The organism is Pseudarthrobacter sp. HLT1-3 (assembly GCF_059383535.1).
In genome coordinates this window covers 278,173-293,442 of the sequence record NZ_JBWZCJ010000002.1, presented here as the reverse complement: position 1 = coordinate 293,442, position 15,270 = coordinate 278,173, and the positions used below count along the sequence as shown (strand labels likewise).

Below are 15,270 nucleotides of genomic sequence, written 5' to 3'. Positions count from 1 at the left end.
CGACATGGTGCACGGCTCCCGGCCTTCGCTGTAGGGCATTGCTCAATGCCGCTCCCGGCTTAGCCGGCGTCGAAGGCTTCCTCATCGTCGGCGTCGCGGTCCTTCGGGGATTTTTCCTCGGGCAGGTCCGTTCCGGATCCGTCGGGCAGACCGGCCGCGTCCTGGCCGGGCTCCGAGGAGAAGGGACGTCCGGCGTCGGGCTGCTCGGTGTTGGACTCGTCCATCTCCGCTTCCGAGGATGGCATGGCCGCCTCGGAATTCTCCGAGGCGTCGGCGTCGTAACCGGGGGTGGTGCTGGCGTTTTCTGAACTCATTTGTTCCTCCGTTCCTCCGAAGCGTCCTGCTCCGGGTTCTCCTGCACTGTCTTGGTCTTCAGCGCCAAACTGGCTCAGGTCGGGAGCGCCGGCCGGGTAGGTCTCCCCGTCCGGGCTGTCCTGGCTGAGTCCGGCGGCGTCGAACGCTTCTTCCTCGCGGGGCTGGGCGAACTTCTGTGTGTCGCCGCCGGGCATTTCCTGCTCCGCCGTCGGCGTACCGTAGCCGCCGGCCTCTTCGATCGGATCCTGCTGATTCTGCTCAGTCATAGCGTTCCTCCCGTGCTTGAAAAATTGACGTTGGAATTCGAACCCTGTGCGATACGGGGGCGGCTCAGAGGCCCCTGCCCCCGGTGACCGGAACCACCGCGCCGGAGATGTAGGAGCCGTGGTCGGAGGCCAGGAGCACGTAGGCCGGCGCAAGTTCCGCGGGCTGCCCCGCGCGTTGCAGCGGGGTGTCCAGGCCGAAAGTGGGCAGCTTGTCCGGCCACTCGGTCGCCGGGATCAGCGGCGTCCAGATGGGGCCCGGAGCCACGGCGTTTACGCGGATTCCCTTTGGGCCGAGCTCCTGGGCCAGCGCCTTGGTGAAGGCGACCTGCGCAGCCTTGGTCATGGCGTAGTCGATGAGCTGGGGCGAAGGATTGAATGCCTGGATCGACGCCGTCGTGATGATCGACGCGCCGGCCTTCAGGTGCGGTACCGCGGCCCGCGCGGTCCAGATCAGCGAGTAGAGGTTGGTCTTGAAGACGCGGTCGAACTCCTCGGTGGGGAGTGACTCGAAGCTCTCGCGGTTCTTCTGGTAGGCCGCGTTCAGCACCAGGACGTCCAGCCGGCCGAACTCGGCGAGGACGTCGTCCACGATTCTGGTGGCGAAATCCTCACTGCGCCCGTCGCCGGCGAGCAGCAGCGCCCTGCGCCCGGTCTTGCGGATCCACGCGGCGGTGTCCTGCGCATCGGCTTCCTCCTCCGGCAGGTAGGAGATGGCGACGTCGGCGCCCTCGCGGGCGAAGGCGATGGCCACCGCCTTGCCGATTCCCGAGTCCCCGCCGGTAATCAGCGCGGCTTTGCCTTCGAGCGCACGGCTGCCTTCGTAGCTCTCCTCGCCGTGGTCCGGCTGGGGATCCATGGGCGCGGTCAGGCCCGGCTGTTCCTGCACCTGCTCCGGGAACGGCCCGGAGTAGTAGCCGCCCCGGGGGTCGCGCGGCTGGTCCGGCTGCTTGCTTGAATCACTCATAGTCCACCTACCAACGTGTCGGTTTTCCAAGGGCGACTTTCCCGGCCGTGGGCGCTGCCCCGGCCTTCGAAAGCTGACCCCGTGATGTAAACAGTTCCACCCTACCGGAGATTCATCAGCAGACTTAGTAGTTGCTTGAATTTGGTAACGCTCAAGCCTAGGTTGAGTGTTAGCTGCCCCCCGCAGTTTGATCCGCAGTCTCCCGGAGGCGAACAGTGTCCAACCCAGAGCCGGTGTCCGCTCGCTCCGAATCGGCTCGGACCGAGTCAGGTCAGAACGAGCCCGCCCGGAACGAATCAGCGCCAAACGGGCCCGCTCGGCATGGGCCGGATTCGGACCAGCGGAACGAGTCCGCCATCGAGAAACTGGACCGCAACTGGATGGAGCTGCTGCAGGAGCTGCGGGTGCTGCAGACCGGGGTGCAGCTCCTGGCTGGCTTCCTGCTGACCCTGCCGTTCCAGTCGAAGTTCGAGTCGCTGGACGATTTCCAGACCAACCTCTACCTCGCCAACGTGGCGTTGGCCGCGCTCACCACAGCACTGATCCTGCTCCCGGTCAGTGTGCACCGGCGCCTGTTCCGCCTGCATCTCCGGGCGGCCCTCGTGGCGAGCGCGGACCGGATCGCAAAGGTTGCCCTGGCCGGCGTCGGGCTCCTCAGCGTCGGCACCTCCGCGCTGGTCTTCGACGTCGCGGCAGGCCGGACGGCGGGATTGACTGCCGCGGCGACGCTGTTGGCGGTGCTGCTCATCCTGCTCGTTTACGTGCCGAGCAGGCTCCGCCGGCGGACCGCAGAGAGGATTTAAACATGGCAAACGCCGCACGCAAACAACCCAGCACCCAGCCGGCAAATGACAGCGGATGGGTCAAGGAACACGGACTGATGCTGGCCAACATCGGCATGTTCCTGCTGTTCTTCGGCGGCATGGTCTTCAGCGGAGCCGCCGCCTACAGCGAGGACCAGCTGGCCCACGGCGAGCCTGCCGTGACAGTGCTGCAGTACCTCGGCACGGGCGCCTTCCTGGAGGCGACGTTTGAGAACTGGGAGTCCGAGTTCCTGCAGATGGGCATGTACGTCATCCTGACGGTGTTCCTTTTCCAGAAAGGATCCTCAGAGTCCAAGCCCATGGACCGGGATGCCCCGCAGGATGAGGATCCCCGGGACGCGGCCCTCAAAAAAACCGCCCCGTGGCCGGTGCGGCGCGGCGGCTGGGTCCTCAAGCTCTATGAACACTCCCTGTCGATCATGTTCCTGCTGCTGTTCCTGGCGTCGATGACACTCCACGCGGTCGGCGGCAGCGAGGAATACAGTTCCGAGCAGCAGAGTCACGGGCAGGCGCCAGTGACGGTCCTGGAGTATCTGGCGACCAGCCGCTTCTGGTTCGAATCCTTCCAGAACTGGCAAAGTGAATTCCTGGCCGTGGCTGTCCTCGTCGGCGCGTCGGTGTACCTGCGCGAGCGGGGCTCCCCCGAATCCAAGCCGGTCGCGGAGCCGCACTATGAGACGGGGGCCTGAGCGCTCAGGCCCCCTCGAGCACCTGGCTGGTGGCCCAGGCCAGGTACTTCGCGGCGTTTGCGACCGCGTCGTCCGGGCTGCCGGCCACATCCAGCAGCTGCGCCGCGGCCACCACACCATGCTGGGCGAGCTCTTCCGGGGTAACCAGGATCCGTCCGGCGACCACGATCACGGGAATCCCGAGGCTGTGGGCGGCATCGGCGAGCGCAATCGGTGCCTTGCCGGCCAGCGACTGGGCATCGAGGGAGCCCTCGCCGGTGATCACCAGGTCCGCCTGCGCGAGCTTGCCGGCCAGCCCGGTGAGCCCGGCGACCAGTTCGAAGCCGCTTTCCAGGGCTGCGTTGCTGAAGGCCAGGAACGACGCCGGGAACCCACCGGCCGCCCCCGCGCCGGGAACGTTGACGTCCCGTCCGGTGGCCTGGCGCAGCACCGAGGCCCAGTTGCGGAGGCCGGCGTCGAGCAGCTCCACGGCGTCCTCGTCGGCGCCTTTCTGCGGGCCGAACACATGGGCTGCGCCGTCGCTGCCAACCAGCGGGTTCTGCACGTCGACGGCGATCCGGAACTTCACGGCGCCCAGCCGCGGATCAAGGCCGCTGACATCGAGCTGCGACACCTCAGCGAGCGAACCGCCCCCGAGCGGCACCACGTTGCCCGCGGCGTCGAGCGGCTTCAGGCCCAGCGCGCGCAAGGCCCCGCTGCCGCCGTCGCTCATTGCCGAGCCGCCCAGGCCCAGCACGATCTCCGTTGCACCGGCGTCGAGGGCGGCCGCAATCAGCTGCCCGCAGCCGTAGCTGTGCGCCCGCAGGGCGTTGGCCGGGGTGGGATCCATGTGGGCCAGGCCGGAGGCCTGCGCGGTTTCGATCACGGCGGTGGCCCTGCCGAAAGCGTCCTTCCGGATCGCCCACGCGGCGCCAACGGGCGCCAGGATCGGTCCGACGACGGCGTTCAGCCGCTCCTCGTACCCGGCGGCGACGGCCGCCTCGAGGGTTCCTTCGCCGCCGTCCGCCACCGGAAACTGGATGGCCTCGGCGTCGGGATAGACCCGCAAGGCACCTTCGGCGATGGCAGAAGCGGCTTCGGCGGCTGTCAGCGAGCCTTTGAACTTGTCCGGGGCGATCAGAATGCGCATGGTCCCATCCTGCCAGCCGCGGCGCCTGCTCCCCCGCGCACTCCCATGCCGGGCCCGCGGCGACAGGCCCCGGCGTCGGCGACAGGGCGGGCTCCGGCGACAGGCCCGGGCGTCGGGAGTAACGTGGCACCCACACGGATTCGACCCGGACTCAGGGGGTAACGGTGGAGGAAGACGGAAAGGCCCGCCAGGGCATGACCGGTCGGCCTGGCACGGACAATCTGTCCGGCGTCAACGGTCCGCCCGGCATCACCGAGCTTGTGCTCGTCCGGCATGGCGAGAGCCAGGGGAATGTGGCCGCCACCCTGGCGCACCAGTCCGGGGCGCACGTCATCAACGTTCCGGCGCGCGACGCCGACGTCGAACTGTCCGGAACCGGGCGGGAGCAGGCGCTGGCGCTCGGCCGCCTGCTCGCGGGATTCCCGGAGGACCGGCGTGGCGCCGTCTGGACTTCGCCGTATCTGCGGGCCCGGCAGACGGCGGAACTGGCCGTCCACACCGGAGGCTGGCAGACCCAGCCCCTGCTGGATGAGCGGCTGCGTGACCGCGAGCTCGGCATCCTGGACATGCTCACCTCGGCCGGCGTGGAGGCCAGGCTCCCGCAGGAGGCCGAACGGCGGCGCTGGCTGGGCAAGTTCTACTACCGCCCGCCCGGCGGCGAATCGTGGGCCGACGTCGTCCTCCGCTTGCGCTCCCTGCTGGCCGACCTGGACCGCCTGTACCCCGGCCAGCGGGTGCTGCTGGTCTGCCACGACGCCGTCATCCTGCTGTTCCGCTACATCCTGGAAGGGCTGACGGAGCGCGAGGTGCTGGACATCGCCGCCAGCTCCGCGATTCTCAATGCCTCCGTGAGCCGCTTCGTCCGGCCCGCCGGCACCGGCCCGTGGCAACTGGAGAGTTTCAACGTGGCAGATCACCTGATGAGCGAAGGGGTCCCGGTGACCGAACACGCAGGAGATACCAATGTCCACCCGCGGTGAGTCTGCCACCGGGGCCGGGCGGGAGCCGGTCCGCCCCGAGCCCGTCACACCGTCCCTATTGCGCGACTGGCCGCTGCCCGGCGGCGGCTCCGGCAAGGACGACCGCGGATCGGTGCTGGTGATCGGCGGGGCGCGGATAACGCCGGGGGCCGCGCTGCTCGCAGGGGTGGCCGCGCTGCGCTCCGGCGCCGGACGGCTCACCCTGGCCGTGGCAGAATCCGTAGCCGTGCACCTCGCGGTCGCGCTGCCCGAGGCGGGCGTGCTCAGGCTGCCGGAAACCGCCTCGGGCACGGTCAAGGGCTCTTCGGCAGCCGCCGTCCTCGCAGCACCGGTCGAAGCCGCGGACGCGGTCCTGATCGGCCCGGGCCTCGACGACAAGGACGAGGCCACCGCGTTGCTTCGCGGACTCCTCAAGGTGCCGGCGGGGAAGCAGCCGCCGGCCATCATCCTCGATGCCTTCGCCCTCGGCAGCCTGCCCGAGCTGGCCGGGGAGCTGGGCCCCTGGGCGGGTCGGCTGATCCTGACCCCGAATGTCACCGAGGCGGGGATCCTGCTGGGGCACGACGCCGGGGAGCTGGCCCGGGACGTGCCGGAACTCGCGGAGAAGTACTGTGCTGTGGTGAGCTGCCAGGGTGTGATCGCGCGGCCGAGCGGGGCTGGCGGCCGGCCGGACTCCGGAACGGTCGGCGCTGAGGCCGGCGGCACCCGGGCCTCGCTGTGGGAAATCACCACCGGACACAGCGGGCTCGGCACCTCGGGATCCGGCGACGTGCTGTCCGGGACAATCGCCGGGCTGCGGGCGCGGGGAACCACGGACGCCCAAGCCGTCTGCTGGGGCACCCATCTGCATGCGGCCGCCGGCGACCGGCTTGCGAGCCGGCTGGGCGGCCTCGGCTATCTCGCCCGCGAACTCACGGAGGAGCTTCCACCGCTGATGATGGAACTCGGTTCCTGACCCGCTCCGGCCGCTGTCAGCCGGGCCAGCCGCCGCGTTCCTGCAGGACTTCCTTGAGCAGGTCCGCGCGGTCGGTGACGATCCCGTCCACGCCAAGGTCCAGCAGCCGGTGCATTTCCGCGGGATCGTTGACGGTCCAGACGTGCACCTGCAGCCCGTGCCGGTGGGCGCGGCGGATGAAGCCGGGCGTCACCACGGGCACGGCACCGTACCTCACCGGCACCTGCAGGGCGTCGACGCCGCGGAGCGCCCGTCCCGCCGTGCGACGCAGCAGGGGTGCCGGGAGAACGGGGCCCAGCAGGACGAAGAGGGCGTTGGACACGATACCGGCCGAGCTCGCGGCGGGGCGGCTCAGCTGTTTCAGCACGGCCCGGCGCCGGCGGTCCGAGAAGCTCGCGATCAGTACACGGTCATGCAGACCGTACCGTTCGATCGCCGCGGCCAGGGTGTACACCGAGTTCCAGTCCTTGATGTCGAGGTTCAGCCGGACCTCCGGGAAGGCGGTGGCGAGTTCCTCGAACAGCGGGATGGGCTCGGTGCCGCCGATCCGCGCCAGCGCCACGGTCTCCGCCCGGAGTTCGGAGATCCGGCCGCGGCCGTCCGTGATCCGGTCGAGGGTTTCGTCGTGGAACAGCAGCAGCACGCCGTCGGCGGTGGTGTGCACGTCGGTCTCCAGGTGGCGGAACCCCAGGTCGACGGCGGCGCGGAACGCGGCCATCGAGTTCTCCCGGCCATCCCGGGAGAAGCCGCGGTGGGCCATCGCCACGGGAAGCACCGGGCCGTCGTCGGCAGCGAAGAAGGGGTGCGGGGTGCTCACATTTGAAGCCTATCGGAGCCCGGGGACTGCGGGGCGGGGCAGGCTGCGGTACAGATGCTGCGGTGAACAGTCTCCGGTGAACAGGCGCAGTCCGGTAGCGGTGAACACGCTCCGGTGAACGGACGCAGTCCGGCGGCGGAGGTCGGCTCAGTTCGCGGGCGGGAGGATTTCCACGCCGTCACTGCAGTGCAAGAGAGTGCGGCCGCGGCCGCCGTCGAGGTTCACCCACACTGCGGTGTGGTCCTCCGTGATGGCGTCCACCAGTCCCTCAGTTTCGTAGCCGGGCGCCAACCTGACGTTGACCCGGTCGCCCTGCCGCAGGCTCTTCCATCGCTCGTCCGGCGTCACCCGGCGCAGCGGGGCGTCGTCCGTCTTGTCCGTGCGGTACTTAGCCATGATTTTCCCACCGTAAGTCAGCTGTTCCGTCGTGAAGTTCCAGCGTAGGGCGCGAAGGTGAACATTAGTTGACTGTCAGCTGGGAGTCCGTTGTCCGTGCGGGGCGGCTTACTGCGGGCCGTCAGGGAAGGCCAGAGGCCGCTCAGGGCAGCCGGATGCCCAGGGCTGCGAGCTTGGCCTCGAGGATCTGTGCGACGCCGTCGTCGTCGAAGTGCGGTGCCTGCTGCCCGGCGGCGAGGATGGCCTCGGGGTGGCCGCTGGCCATCGCGTAGCCGTCGCCGGCCCAGCGCAGCATCTCGATGTCGTTGGGCATGTCCCCAAAGGCCACCACATCGGCGGAGTCGACCCCCAGGGCGGCCGCATATTCGGCCAGGGTGACGGCCTTGTTGACGCCCGGCAGCGAGAGTTCCAGCAGCGGCATGTTCGGCGCGGAGTGGGTTGCCGCGGCGAGGTGGGCGACGGCGGGCGTGATTTCGGCCAGGAAATCGTCGGCCGTGCCTTCCCGGACTATGGCGAGGAACTTCACCACGGAGTCCGCCGCGGTGAGCGTGGTGTGCAGCGGCGCGGGGGCGTACTCGGCGAGGAGCCTGCTGGAGCCGTCCTCGATAAACCCGGGTTCAAGGTGGAAGCCGGTCAACGTCTCGGCGGCAAAGAGCGCGGACGGGCGCAGCCGCTGGATGATGCGGCGGGCCTCAAACACGGCATCAAGCTGCAGGCCCCGGGCGGAGACCAGGCGGTCCGCTTCCAAGTCCCAGACGACGGCGCCGTTGGAGCAGATCACGGTGCCGGCGTGGCCCAGCTGCTCCTGGAGGGGGTGCAACCAGCGTGGCGGGCGTCCCGTGACGAAGACGAGTTCAACGCCGGCGTCGCGGCAGGCGTGGAACGCGCGGACGGTCCGGTCACTGATTTTGCCGTCGTGGCCGAGGATCGTTCCGTCAATGTCACTTGCTACCAGCCGCATACTGCCAGTCTACGTGGGCGGTGCGGTGGCGGGTTCCTGGGCCGGGGCCGAGGCGGCGCGGTGGCGGGGCGGGGCGGTGGCGCGCTCCGGGGCGGTGCGGTGGCGCGCTCCGGGGCGGTGCAGGGCCGTCGGGTCATCGTCGAAATCGCGTGAGGCGTGCCGGGTCTTCGTCGGCGTGCTGGGCTGGCGGCGGCGCGGGTGAGGCGGGACGGGAGTGTGTGGCGGCGGGCGTGGGCGTGGGCGCGCCGGCGGGCGGCGGCAGGGGTGGCCCTCGGTGCCTAGTGGCGCTCGTAGATGCCGGTCAGGCTTGCTTTAGCCAGGGTGTGCGGGGCGAGGTGCGCTTCGAGCTTCGCCGGGCGGGCTCCGGCGTCGAGTCCCGAATGGGCGACATCGAGGGCGTGGACGGTGACGACGTACCGGTGCGGGCCGTGGCCCTTGGGCGGCGCCGCGCCCATATAGCCGGTGCTGCCGCCGTCGTTCTTCAGCTGGAAAGCACCAGGCGGCAGGTGCCCGGTCTGGCGCGATCCCGCGCCGGCCGGCAGGGAGGTGACGTCGGCGGGGACGTCGAGAACGGCCCAGTGCCAGAATCCGCCGCGGCCGGGGGCGTCCGGGTCGAACACGGTGACGGCGTAGCTCAGGGTCCCGGCCGGGGCGCCGCTCCAGCTCAGCTGCGGCGACTCGTCCTTGGCCCCGGCGCCGGTGGAGGCGCCGCGCTGGGCGGCCGGCAGGGTCTGGCCGTCCTGGAACGACTCACTGCTGACGCGGAAGGACGGGGCATCGTGGTGTGCCATGGCTGCCTTTCAGTTGCTGGGGAGTTCTGCGCTTTCGGGGTCGCTGCCCACGGTTTCCCTGGGGTGCGGGGCCGGTGAGCCGAGCTCCATCCGGTTCAGTTCCGCTCGGCCGGGCGGGTTCGCGCCGGCCCGGGAAACGGTGACCGCGGCGGCCCAGGCCGCGTGCGCGAGAAGTTCGCGGAGGGTTTCGGCGGAGAGCTCGCGCAGATCCTTGCGGTTCTGTGCCCCGTCCAGGCCCAGGTCCACGACTGCGGACAGCAGCGCGGCCATGAAGGAATCCCCGGCGCCGACAGTGTCCACCACGTTCACGGCCGGAGCCGGGAAGTGCGCCTCGCCGGCGCCGTTCACGCCCCAGGGACCCTGGCCGCCGCGGGTGACCACCACCATGGCGGGGCCCTCCGAGCCGCCGAGCGAGAGCCAGCGCCGGGCCGAATCCAGCGGATCGACTCCGGGATACAGCCACTCGAGATCCTCGTCCGAGGCTTTGACCACGTCGGCCAGGGTGACGAACTTTTCCGTCTGCCGGCGGGCGTAGTCCACGTCGGTGATGATGCTGGGCCGGCAGTTGGGGTCGAAGCTGATGGTCGCCATGGGATGGGCATGTTCGACGGCGTTGAGCACCTCGGCCGCCCCCGGAGCCAGCATCGTGGCGATCGAGCCGGTGTGCAGCAGCGTCGTGGCCTGCAGCATAAACGGAAGCCGCTCCGCGAGCCCGGGCAGCTCCCAGGCGAGCTCGAAGGTGTAGCTGGCGGCGCCGTCGTCGTCGATCAGGGCGGTGGCCACGGACGTGGGGAGCTCGTCCGGGCCGACCGGGAGCAGTACGGAGCTGGACTTGAGGTGGGCCGCCACCGCTTCGCCGTAGGGGTCGCGGCCGTAGCGGCCGATGAATTGCACCGGGTGGTCCAGCCGGGCCAGCCCGACGGCAACGTTGAGGGGACTGCCACCGACGTGGGCCTGGACACCGGAGGAGCGCTGGACCACATCGACCAGGCCCTCGCCAATAACTGTGAGCATGCTCATACTCTGCCAGAGAACAGGTTCCGGCGCCCCCTGTGATTCGAGCGGAGGCGCTTGGTCAGGCCGGGGAGAGCGGGGCGCTGTCCACCGCGATTCCGGCAGGCCCGGCGTCGGCGAATTTGGCGTCGACGTGGACCACATCCCTGCCGGCCCGCTGGAACAGGCTCGCGGCGATGCCGGCGCGGTAACCGGAGGTGCAATGCACCCACAACGTTCCGGCGGGGACGGCATTAAGCTGCCGCAGCAGTTCGTGCAGCGGGACATTGACCGCCCCGGCCACCCGTGAGACGGCGTATTCGTCGGCACGGCGCACATCGATGACGGTGTCCCCCGGAGCCCGGCCCGCGAGCATCCCGTCCCAGCCCACGCGGGGATAGGAGGCGAGCGCGGCGCGGGGCGCCAGGGTGTGCGGGTCCGTCCCGAGGGCGGCGTCCGGGGATTCAATACCGATCCGGGAAAGGTCGCGGATGGCTTTTTCCACGTCGCCGCGGGACCCCACCAGGGTCAGCTGCTCGCCCCAGGGCAGGATCCAGCCCAGGTAGGTGCTGAAGCTGGTGCCGTATTCGAAGCTCACGCTGCCCAGCAGGTGGTTGCTGGCGAAGGCCACGCGGCGGCGGAGGTCCACGACCCACTCGCCGTCCGCGAGGCGCCGAGTGAGTTCCGTGGGGTCGAGCGATTCCGGCACGGCCAGGTCCGCGGGACCGGGACCGGCGGCGTTGGTGACACCCATGTGGGCGTAGTAGGAGGGATAGGCGGTGAGGTTGGCGATGAGCTCCTGGACGAAGTGGTCCTCGTCCGGGTCCGTCAGGGCGTGGTTGCTGGTGAGCTGATCCCCGATGGTGGAGGCTCCGGCGCCGCTGGCAGGACCGGAGGAGCAGAACGATCCGAAGCCGTGGGTCGGGAACAGGGCGGCTTCGGGCACGGCCTCCCCGACGAGGCGGCGCACGGAGGCGTACTGGTCATGTGTGAGGCCAAGTGTGTCCCCGGCGCCGACAAGATCCGTGCGTCCGACCGAGCCGTAGAGCAGGCTTCCGCCGGAGAAGACCGCCTGCTGCCCGCCGTCGTCGACGATGAAGGACAGGTGGGTGTGGGTGTGGCCAGGCGTGGCGACCGCTTTGACTGTCAGTAAGCCGACCTGGACGGACTGCCCGTCCGTGATCGGCTGCCGCTCGAACTTCACCGGATCGGCAGCATTCACGAGGTAGTTCGCACCGTGCGCCCTGGCCAGTTCCAGCCCGCCACTGAGGTAGTCGTTGTGGATGTGGGTCTCGGCGACGTGCGTGATGGTCACGCCGGCAGCGCGGGCGGCCGCTTCGACGCGGTCCGTGTCCCGCTGCGGGTCAATGACCAGCGCCACGGCGCCGTCATGGACGAGGTAGCTGCGGTCCCCGAGCTGTGTGGTCTCGATGACGATGACGTCCATGCTTTCCTCCTGGCGTGCCTCGCAGGCCATGGCCGGATGGCCGCCGGGCTGCGTACCTCCATGATCAAACCCCCCAGGGTATGAATGCAAGCCTCGATTTGCTGCGGAATTCCGGCGGCGACGGCGGGCCTTCCGACGTCGACGGCGGGCTGCCGGGCCGGCGTCGGGCGTCCCGGCACCGGCGGCCGGCCTGCGTCGGGTGTCCCGGCGCCGCCGTCGGGCCTATCGGGTGGTGGGGTCCTGCTGGTACACGTCCGGAATCCCGTCGTGGTCCGAGTCGACCTTCTCCGCCTCTTCCGCCTGCCGGTACTGCCGGTTCCGGGTCCTCAGCACCAGCGTGGCGAGCAGGGCGGCCAGCATGGAGGCGGCGAGGATACCCACCTTGGCATGGTCGTCGTGGACGCTGCCGTGGCCGAAGCTCAACTCAGCCACCAGAAGCGAAACGGTGAAGCCGATTCCTGCCAGCAGGGACACTCCGAAGACGTCAATCCATTTGAAACTGGTGTCCAGCCGGGCCTTGGTGACCTTCGTGAGCAGCCAGGTGGTGCCCATGATGCCGATCGGCTTGCCGAGAACCAGAGCCATGATGATGCCGACGGCCACCGGGCCGGTCAGCGCGGAGCCGAGTCCTGCTCCTCCGCCCACGGCGACGCCGGCGGAGAAGAACGCGAAGATCGGGACGGCGACGCCGGCCGAGATCGGGCGGAACCGGTGCTCGAAGATCTCCGCGAGGCCCGGGCCGGCCGCGGGGCCGCCGCTGGCCTGGGAGCGCAGCACCGGGATGGCGATCCCGAGCAGCACGCCCGCCACCGTCGCGTGGATGCCCGAGGCATGCACGAGAGCCCAGGTGACGGCACCGAGCGGGAGGAGGATCAGCCAGGCAGCGGGAGCCTTCATCCCGAAGAAGCGCCGGTATTTGTGCGCCAGGTAGGTGTAAAGGGCCAGCGGAACCAGGGCCAGCAGCAGCGGCATCCATTGGAGGTCGCTGGTGTAGAAGACGGCGATGATCGTGATGGCGATCAGGTCATCCACCACGGCCAGGGTCAGCAGGAAAATCCGCAGGGCGCTGGGAAGGTGCGAGCCGATGATGGCCAGCACGGCGACGGCGAAGGCGATGTCGGTGGCGGTGGGGATGGCCCAGCCGCGCAGGGTCTCCGGGCTCGCGAGGTTCACGAGGGTGTAGATCACCGCCGGGATGGCGACCCCGCCGACGGCCGCAGCGACCGGAACGATCGATTTGTCCAGCTGGCGCAGGTCCCCGGCGATGAATTCACGCTTGAGTTCGAGTCCTACGAGGAAGAAGAAAATCGCCAGCAGCCCGTCGGCCGCCCAGGTCCCCAGACTCAAATCCAGGTGCCACGGTTCGTAGCCGAATTTGAAGTCCCTCAGGGCGAAGTAGCTCTCGGAAACCGGTGAGTTGGCCCAGATCAGGGCGATCACCGCGGCGGCAACGAGGAGGGCGCCGCCAACGGTCTCCTTGCGGAGGATCTCGCCGATCCGGAGGGATTCGGCGTAGCTGCCGCGGCCAAAAATTGTCAGACGCGGCGGGGCGGGAGATGGCGTGGGGCTCATGCGGGAGTCCTAAATTTTGGGTCGACAGATCTATGCCGACCAGACTTCCCGGCGCACCTGCCACCCAGTCTAGTGGGTCAGGCCATTGTGCTGAACCGTTCGGCCTTGGCTTTGGTGCCCTGGACGATGATCTGGTCGTCGTCGTAAAGCACCGTTTGCGCCGTCGTGTGGCCCCATTTTCCGCCGGGGCGTTTGACAGCGACGATCGTGATGTCATATTTGTCCCGGAGGCCGAGGACCCCCAGGGGCCGGTCGCGGGCGACGGTTGGCGGACTGGTCCGGACCATGACGAAGTCGTCCTCGAACTCCACGTAGTCAAGAATTGAACCGAGAACAAGGTGCGCGACGCGCTTGCCCATGTCGTGTTCGGGCCGGATGACGTGCTCGACGCCGAGCTGGCCAAGGATCTCCGCGTGCGGCTCACTGATGGCCTTCGCCCAGATCTGGGGGCGCTGGAATTTCAGGATCCGGGATGTCGTGAGGATGCTCGCTTCGATATCCGAGCCGATTCCGACCACCGCCCGGTCGAATTCATGGACCGAGAGCTGGCGCAGCACCTCTTCCTTGGTCGAGTCCGCCCGGACCACATGGGTGAGGAGCCCGTTGAAGGACTGGACGATTTCCTCGTTGGCGTCGATGCCGAGCACCTCGGTGCCCTGCGCCTCCAGCTCCAGGGCCAGCGAACCGCCAAAGCGGCCCAGCCCGATGACCACGACCGATGACGCCCTGGCTGTGGCGGAAACGGAAGCGGAATGGGACGAGAACATGTTCCTAGCCAATGAGGGGCCTTTCCTTGGGGTATTCATAGAGCGGGGGTCGTTCGCGCAGGGCCAGGGCCGCGCCGAGCGTCACCGGGCCGAGCCTCCCGACGAACATCAGCAGGATCAGCACTAGCTGTCCGGCCGGCGGCATCGCGGCCGTAATGCCGGTGGACAGCCCGACCGTGGCGAAGGCCGAAATGACCTCGAACAGGATTCGCTCCTGCCCGAAGTCCGTGATCAGCATCAGGAACATCGTCGAGCCGGTGACCAGGGCAATCGCCAGGAGCACGACGGTGATGGCCTGGCGGTGCACGGCGCGGGACAGGCGCTTGCCGAAAATATTGACGGCGGTTCCCCCCTGAAGCTCGGTGCTGAGGATGAAAAACAGCACCGCGAAGGTGGTGATCTTCAGGCCGCCGGCGGTACCGGCCGGGCCGCCGCCGATGAACATCAGGATGTCCATGCCCAGCCAGGACACCGGGTTCATCTGGGCAATGTCGATGCTGTTGAAGCCTGCGGTGCGGGTAATGACGGACTGGAAGAAGCCGGCCAGCACCCGTTCAACTGGATGGAGTCCACCGAGCGTTGCCGGGTTGGCCCATTCGACGGCGGTGAGGAAGACGGTGCCGCCGGCGAGGAGGATGGCGGAGCCGACGAGGACGAGTTTCGTGTTCATGCTCCAGTGGATCGGACGCCGGTATTGCCGGCCCAGTTCGAAGAGGACCGGGAACCCGAGTCCGCCGATGATCACGGCGGCTGCGATCGGCAGGCAGACCCAGGGGTCACCGACGAAGCCGATCAGGTTGTCCGAATACAGGGCAAAGCCTGCGTTGTTAAAGGACGAGATGGAGTGGAACACCCCGTGCCAGGCCGCCTCGCCCAGCGGATAGCCGTAGCCGGCCATGAAGCGGACCGTGAGGATCAGCGTCAGCGCGGCCTCCACCGCGAGGCTGATGAGCAGGACTCCAACCAGCACCCGGCGGACGTCACCGAACCCGCTGCTCTTGGTCTCGGCGGCGGCGGAAATCCGTGACCTCAGGCCCAGCCTGCGCGCGGTCAGGACCCCGAGCAGCGTGCCGAAGGACATCACGCCGAAGCCGCCGATCTGGATCAGGACCAGGATGACCACCTGCCCGAAACCGCTCCAGAACACCGGCGTGTCCACGGTGATCAGCCCGGTTACGCAGACCGCGGAGGTCGCGGTGAACAGCGCCTCCAGCAGGCTGGCCCCGCCCCCGCTTGCCGTGGCCACCGGAAGCAGCAGCAGTCCGGTGCCTGCGGCGACTGCAGCAGCAAAGCCGAGGACTATCACCTGGGCGGGGTGGCGCGGCGCAAACGCCCGGAGGAACTTGGTGAAGCCCGCGGCCAGGGGGCGCAGAACGGCGGGGACTTCTACTTGCATAGGGGCCA

Annotated in this window: 16 protein-coding genes; 4 read left to right on the top strand and 12 right to left on the bottom strand. The window is 69.0% G+C overall.

Annotated features, from left to right (window positions below; genetic code table 11):
* Window positions 1-59: 59 nt before the first annotated feature.
* Window positions 60-581: a hypothetical protein gene (locus AC50X9_RS03070; RefSeq protein WP_494890063.1), complete on the bottom strand. Its 522-nt coding sequence runs from the start codon at window positions 579-581 to the stop codon at window positions 60-62.
* A 64-nt stretch (window positions 582-645) separates the two neighbouring features.
* The gene (locus tag AC50X9_RS03065; RefSeq protein WP_494890060.1) at window positions 646-1,545 is read right to left on the bottom strand and encodes an SDR family oxidoreductase; all 900 of its coding nucleotides are present in this window, start codon (window positions 1,543-1,545) and stop codon (window positions 646-648) included.
* A 356-nt stretch (window positions 1,546-1,901) separates the two neighbouring features.
* Here AC50X9_RS03065 and AC50X9_RS03060 point away from each other — a divergent pair, with 356 nt between their 5' ends.
* Window positions 1,902-2,348, top strand: coding sequence for a DUF6328 family protein (locus AC50X9_RS03060; RefSeq protein ID WP_494890197.1), 447 nt, complete (start codon window positions 1,902-1,904; stop codon window positions 2,346-2,348).
* 2 nt (window positions 2,349-2,350) lie between these two features.
* Window positions 2,351-3,058: a DUF6766 family protein gene (locus AC50X9_RS03055; protein ID WP_494890055.1), complete on the top strand. Its 708-nt coding sequence runs from the start codon at window positions 2,351-2,353 to the stop codon at window positions 3,056-3,058.
* 4 nt (window positions 3,059-3,062) lie between these two features.
* On the opposite strand, the gene AC50X9_RS03050 is transcribed toward AC50X9_RS03055, so the two are convergent.
* The gene (locus AC50X9_RS03050) at window positions 3,063-4,187 is read right to left on the bottom strand and encodes a glycerate kinase (protein WP_494890052.1); all 1,125 of its coding nucleotides are present in this window, start codon (window positions 4,185-4,187) and stop codon (window positions 3,063-3,065) included.
* A gap of 194 nt (window positions 4,188-4,381) precedes the next feature.
* On the opposite strand from AC50X9_RS03050, the gene AC50X9_RS03045 reads away from it, so the two are divergent.
* On the top strand, window positions 4,382-5,167 hold the full coding sequence (locus AC50X9_RS03045) for a histidine phosphatase family protein (protein WP_494890194.1): 786 nt from the start codon (window positions 4,382-4,384) through the stop codon (window positions 5,165-5,167).
* The gene (locus AC50X9_RS03040) at window positions 5,151-6,122 is read left to right on the top strand and encodes an ADP-dependent NAD(P)H-hydrate dehydratase (protein ID WP_494890050.1); all 972 of its coding nucleotides are present in this window, start codon (window positions 5,151-5,153) and stop codon (window positions 6,120-6,122) included. The genes AC50X9_RS03045 and AC50X9_RS03040 overlap by 17 nt, the downstream gene beginning before the upstream one ends.
* 16 nt (window positions 6,123-6,138) lie before the next feature.
* On the opposite strand, the gene AC50X9_RS03035 is transcribed toward AC50X9_RS03040, so the two are convergent.
* From AC50X9_RS03035 to AC50X9_RS02995, 9 genes are all read right to left on the bottom strand, one after another.
* Window positions 6,139-6,882: a glycerophosphodiester phosphodiesterase family protein gene (locus tag AC50X9_RS03035; RefSeq protein ID WP_494890192.1), complete on the bottom strand. Its 744-nt coding sequence runs from the start codon at window positions 6,880-6,882 to the stop codon at window positions 6,139-6,141.
* A 204-nt stretch (window positions 6,883-7,086) separates the two neighbouring features.
* A complete protein-coding gene (locus tag AC50X9_RS03030) occupies window positions 7,087-7,335 on the bottom strand; it encodes a hypothetical protein (RefSeq protein ID WP_494890048.1) in 249 nt (82 codons plus the stop codon).
* A 142-nt stretch (window positions 7,336-7,477) separates the two neighbouring features.
* Window positions 7,478-8,296, bottom strand: coding sequence for an HAD family hydrolase (locus AC50X9_RS03025; RefSeq protein WP_494890046.1), 819 nt, complete (start codon window positions 8,294-8,296; stop codon window positions 7,478-7,480).
* Window positions 8,297-8,574: 278 nt separating this feature from the next.
* Window positions 8,575-9,087, bottom strand: coding sequence for a YbhB/YbcL family Raf kinase inhibitor-like protein (locus AC50X9_RS03020; RefSeq protein ID WP_494890044.1), 513 nt, complete (start codon window positions 9,085-9,087; stop codon window positions 8,575-8,577).
* 9 nt (window positions 9,088-9,096) lie between these two features.
* A complete protein-coding gene (locus tag AC50X9_RS03015) occupies window positions 9,097-10,101 on the bottom strand; it encodes a carbohydrate kinase family protein (RefSeq protein WP_494890042.1) in 1,005 nt (334 codons plus the stop codon).
* Window positions 10,102-10,162: 61 nt separating this feature from the next.
* On the bottom strand, window positions 10,163-11,527 hold the full coding sequence (locus AC50X9_RS03010) for an MBL fold metallo-hydrolase (protein WP_494890040.1): 1,365 nt from the start codon (window positions 11,525-11,527) through the stop codon (window positions 10,163-10,165).
* A 222-nt stretch (window positions 11,528-11,749) separates the two neighbouring features.
* Window positions 11,750-13,099, bottom strand: coding sequence for a Na+/H+ antiporter NhaA (nhaA, locus tag AC50X9_RS03005; RefSeq protein WP_494890038.1), 1,350 nt, complete (start codon window positions 13,097-13,099; stop codon window positions 11,750-11,752).
* A gap of 77 nt (window positions 13,100-13,176) precedes the next feature.
* A complete protein-coding gene (locus tag AC50X9_RS03000) occupies window positions 13,177-13,866 on the bottom strand; it encodes a potassium channel family protein (RefSeq protein ID WP_494890036.1) in 690 nt (229 codons plus the stop codon).
* Between the two features lie 4 nt (window positions 13,867-13,870).
* The gene (locus tag AC50X9_RS02995; RefSeq protein ID WP_494890034.1) at window positions 13,871-15,262 is read right to left on the bottom strand and encodes a TrkH family potassium uptake protein; all 1,392 of its coding nucleotides are present in this window, start codon (window positions 15,260-15,262) and stop codon (window positions 13,871-13,873) included.
* Between the last annotated feature and the right edge of the window lie 8 nt (window positions 15,263-15,270).

Bases quoted from the DNA above. Each gene is read 5' to 3' on its own strand.
- nhaA (WP_494890038.1), bottom strand. From the start codon at position 13,099: ATGAGCCCCACGCCATCTCCCGCCCCGCCGCGTCTGACAATTTTTGGC.
- AC50X9_RS03070 (WP_494890063.1), bottom strand. From the start codon at position 581: ATGACTGAGCAGAATCAGCAGGATCCGATCGAAGAGGCCGGCGGCTAC.
- AC50X9_RS02995 (WP_494890034.1), bottom strand. From the start codon at position 15,262: ATGCAAGTAGAAGTCCCCGCCGTTCTGCGCCCCCTGGCCGCGGGCTTC.
- AC50X9_RS03065 (WP_494890060.1), bottom strand. From the start codon at position 1,545: ATGAGTGATTCAAGCAAGCAGCCGGACCAGCCGCGCGACCCCCGGGGC.
- AC50X9_RS03030 (WP_494890048.1), bottom strand. From the start codon at position 7,335: ATGGCTAAGTACCGCACGGACAAGACGGACGACGCCCCGCTGCGCCGG.
- AC50X9_RS03055 (WP_494890055.1), top strand. From the start codon at position 2,351: ATGGCAAACGCCGCACGCAAACAACCCAGCACCCAGCCGGCAAATGAC.
- AC50X9_RS03020 (WP_494890044.1), bottom strand. From the start codon at position 9,087: ATGGCACACCACGATGCCCCGTCCTTCCGCGTCAGCAGTGAGTCGTTC.
- AC50X9_RS03025 (WP_494890046.1), bottom strand. From the start codon at position 8,296: ATGCGGCTGGTAGCAAGTGACATTGACGGAACGATCCTCGGCCACGAC.
- AC50X9_RS03035 (WP_494890192.1), bottom strand. From the start codon at position 6,882: ATGGCCCACCGCGGCTTCTCCCGGGATGGCCGGGAGAACTCGATGGCC.
- AC50X9_RS03000 (WP_494890036.1), bottom strand. From the start codon at position 13,866: ATGTTCTCGTCCCATTCCGCTTCCGTTTCCGCCACAGCCAGGGCGTCA.
- AC50X9_RS03015 (WP_494890042.1), bottom strand. From the start codon at position 10,101: ATGCTCACAGTTATTGGCGAGGGCCTGGTCGATGTGGTCCAGCGCTCC.
- AC50X9_RS03050 (WP_494890052.1), bottom strand. From the start codon at position 4,187: ATGCGCATTCTGATCGCCCCGGACAAGTTCAAAGGCTCGCTGACAGCC.
- AC50X9_RS03045 (WP_494890194.1), top strand. From the start codon at position 4,382: ATGACCGGTCGGCCTGGCACGGACAATCTGTCCGGCGTCAACGGTCCG.
- AC50X9_RS03040 (WP_494890050.1), top strand. From the start codon at position 5,151: ATGTCCACCCGCGGTGAGTCTGCCACCGGGGCCGGGCGGGAGCCGGTC.
- AC50X9_RS03010 (WP_494890040.1), bottom strand. From the start codon at position 11,527: ATGGACGTCATCGTCATCGAGACCACACAGCTCGGGGACCGCAGCTAC.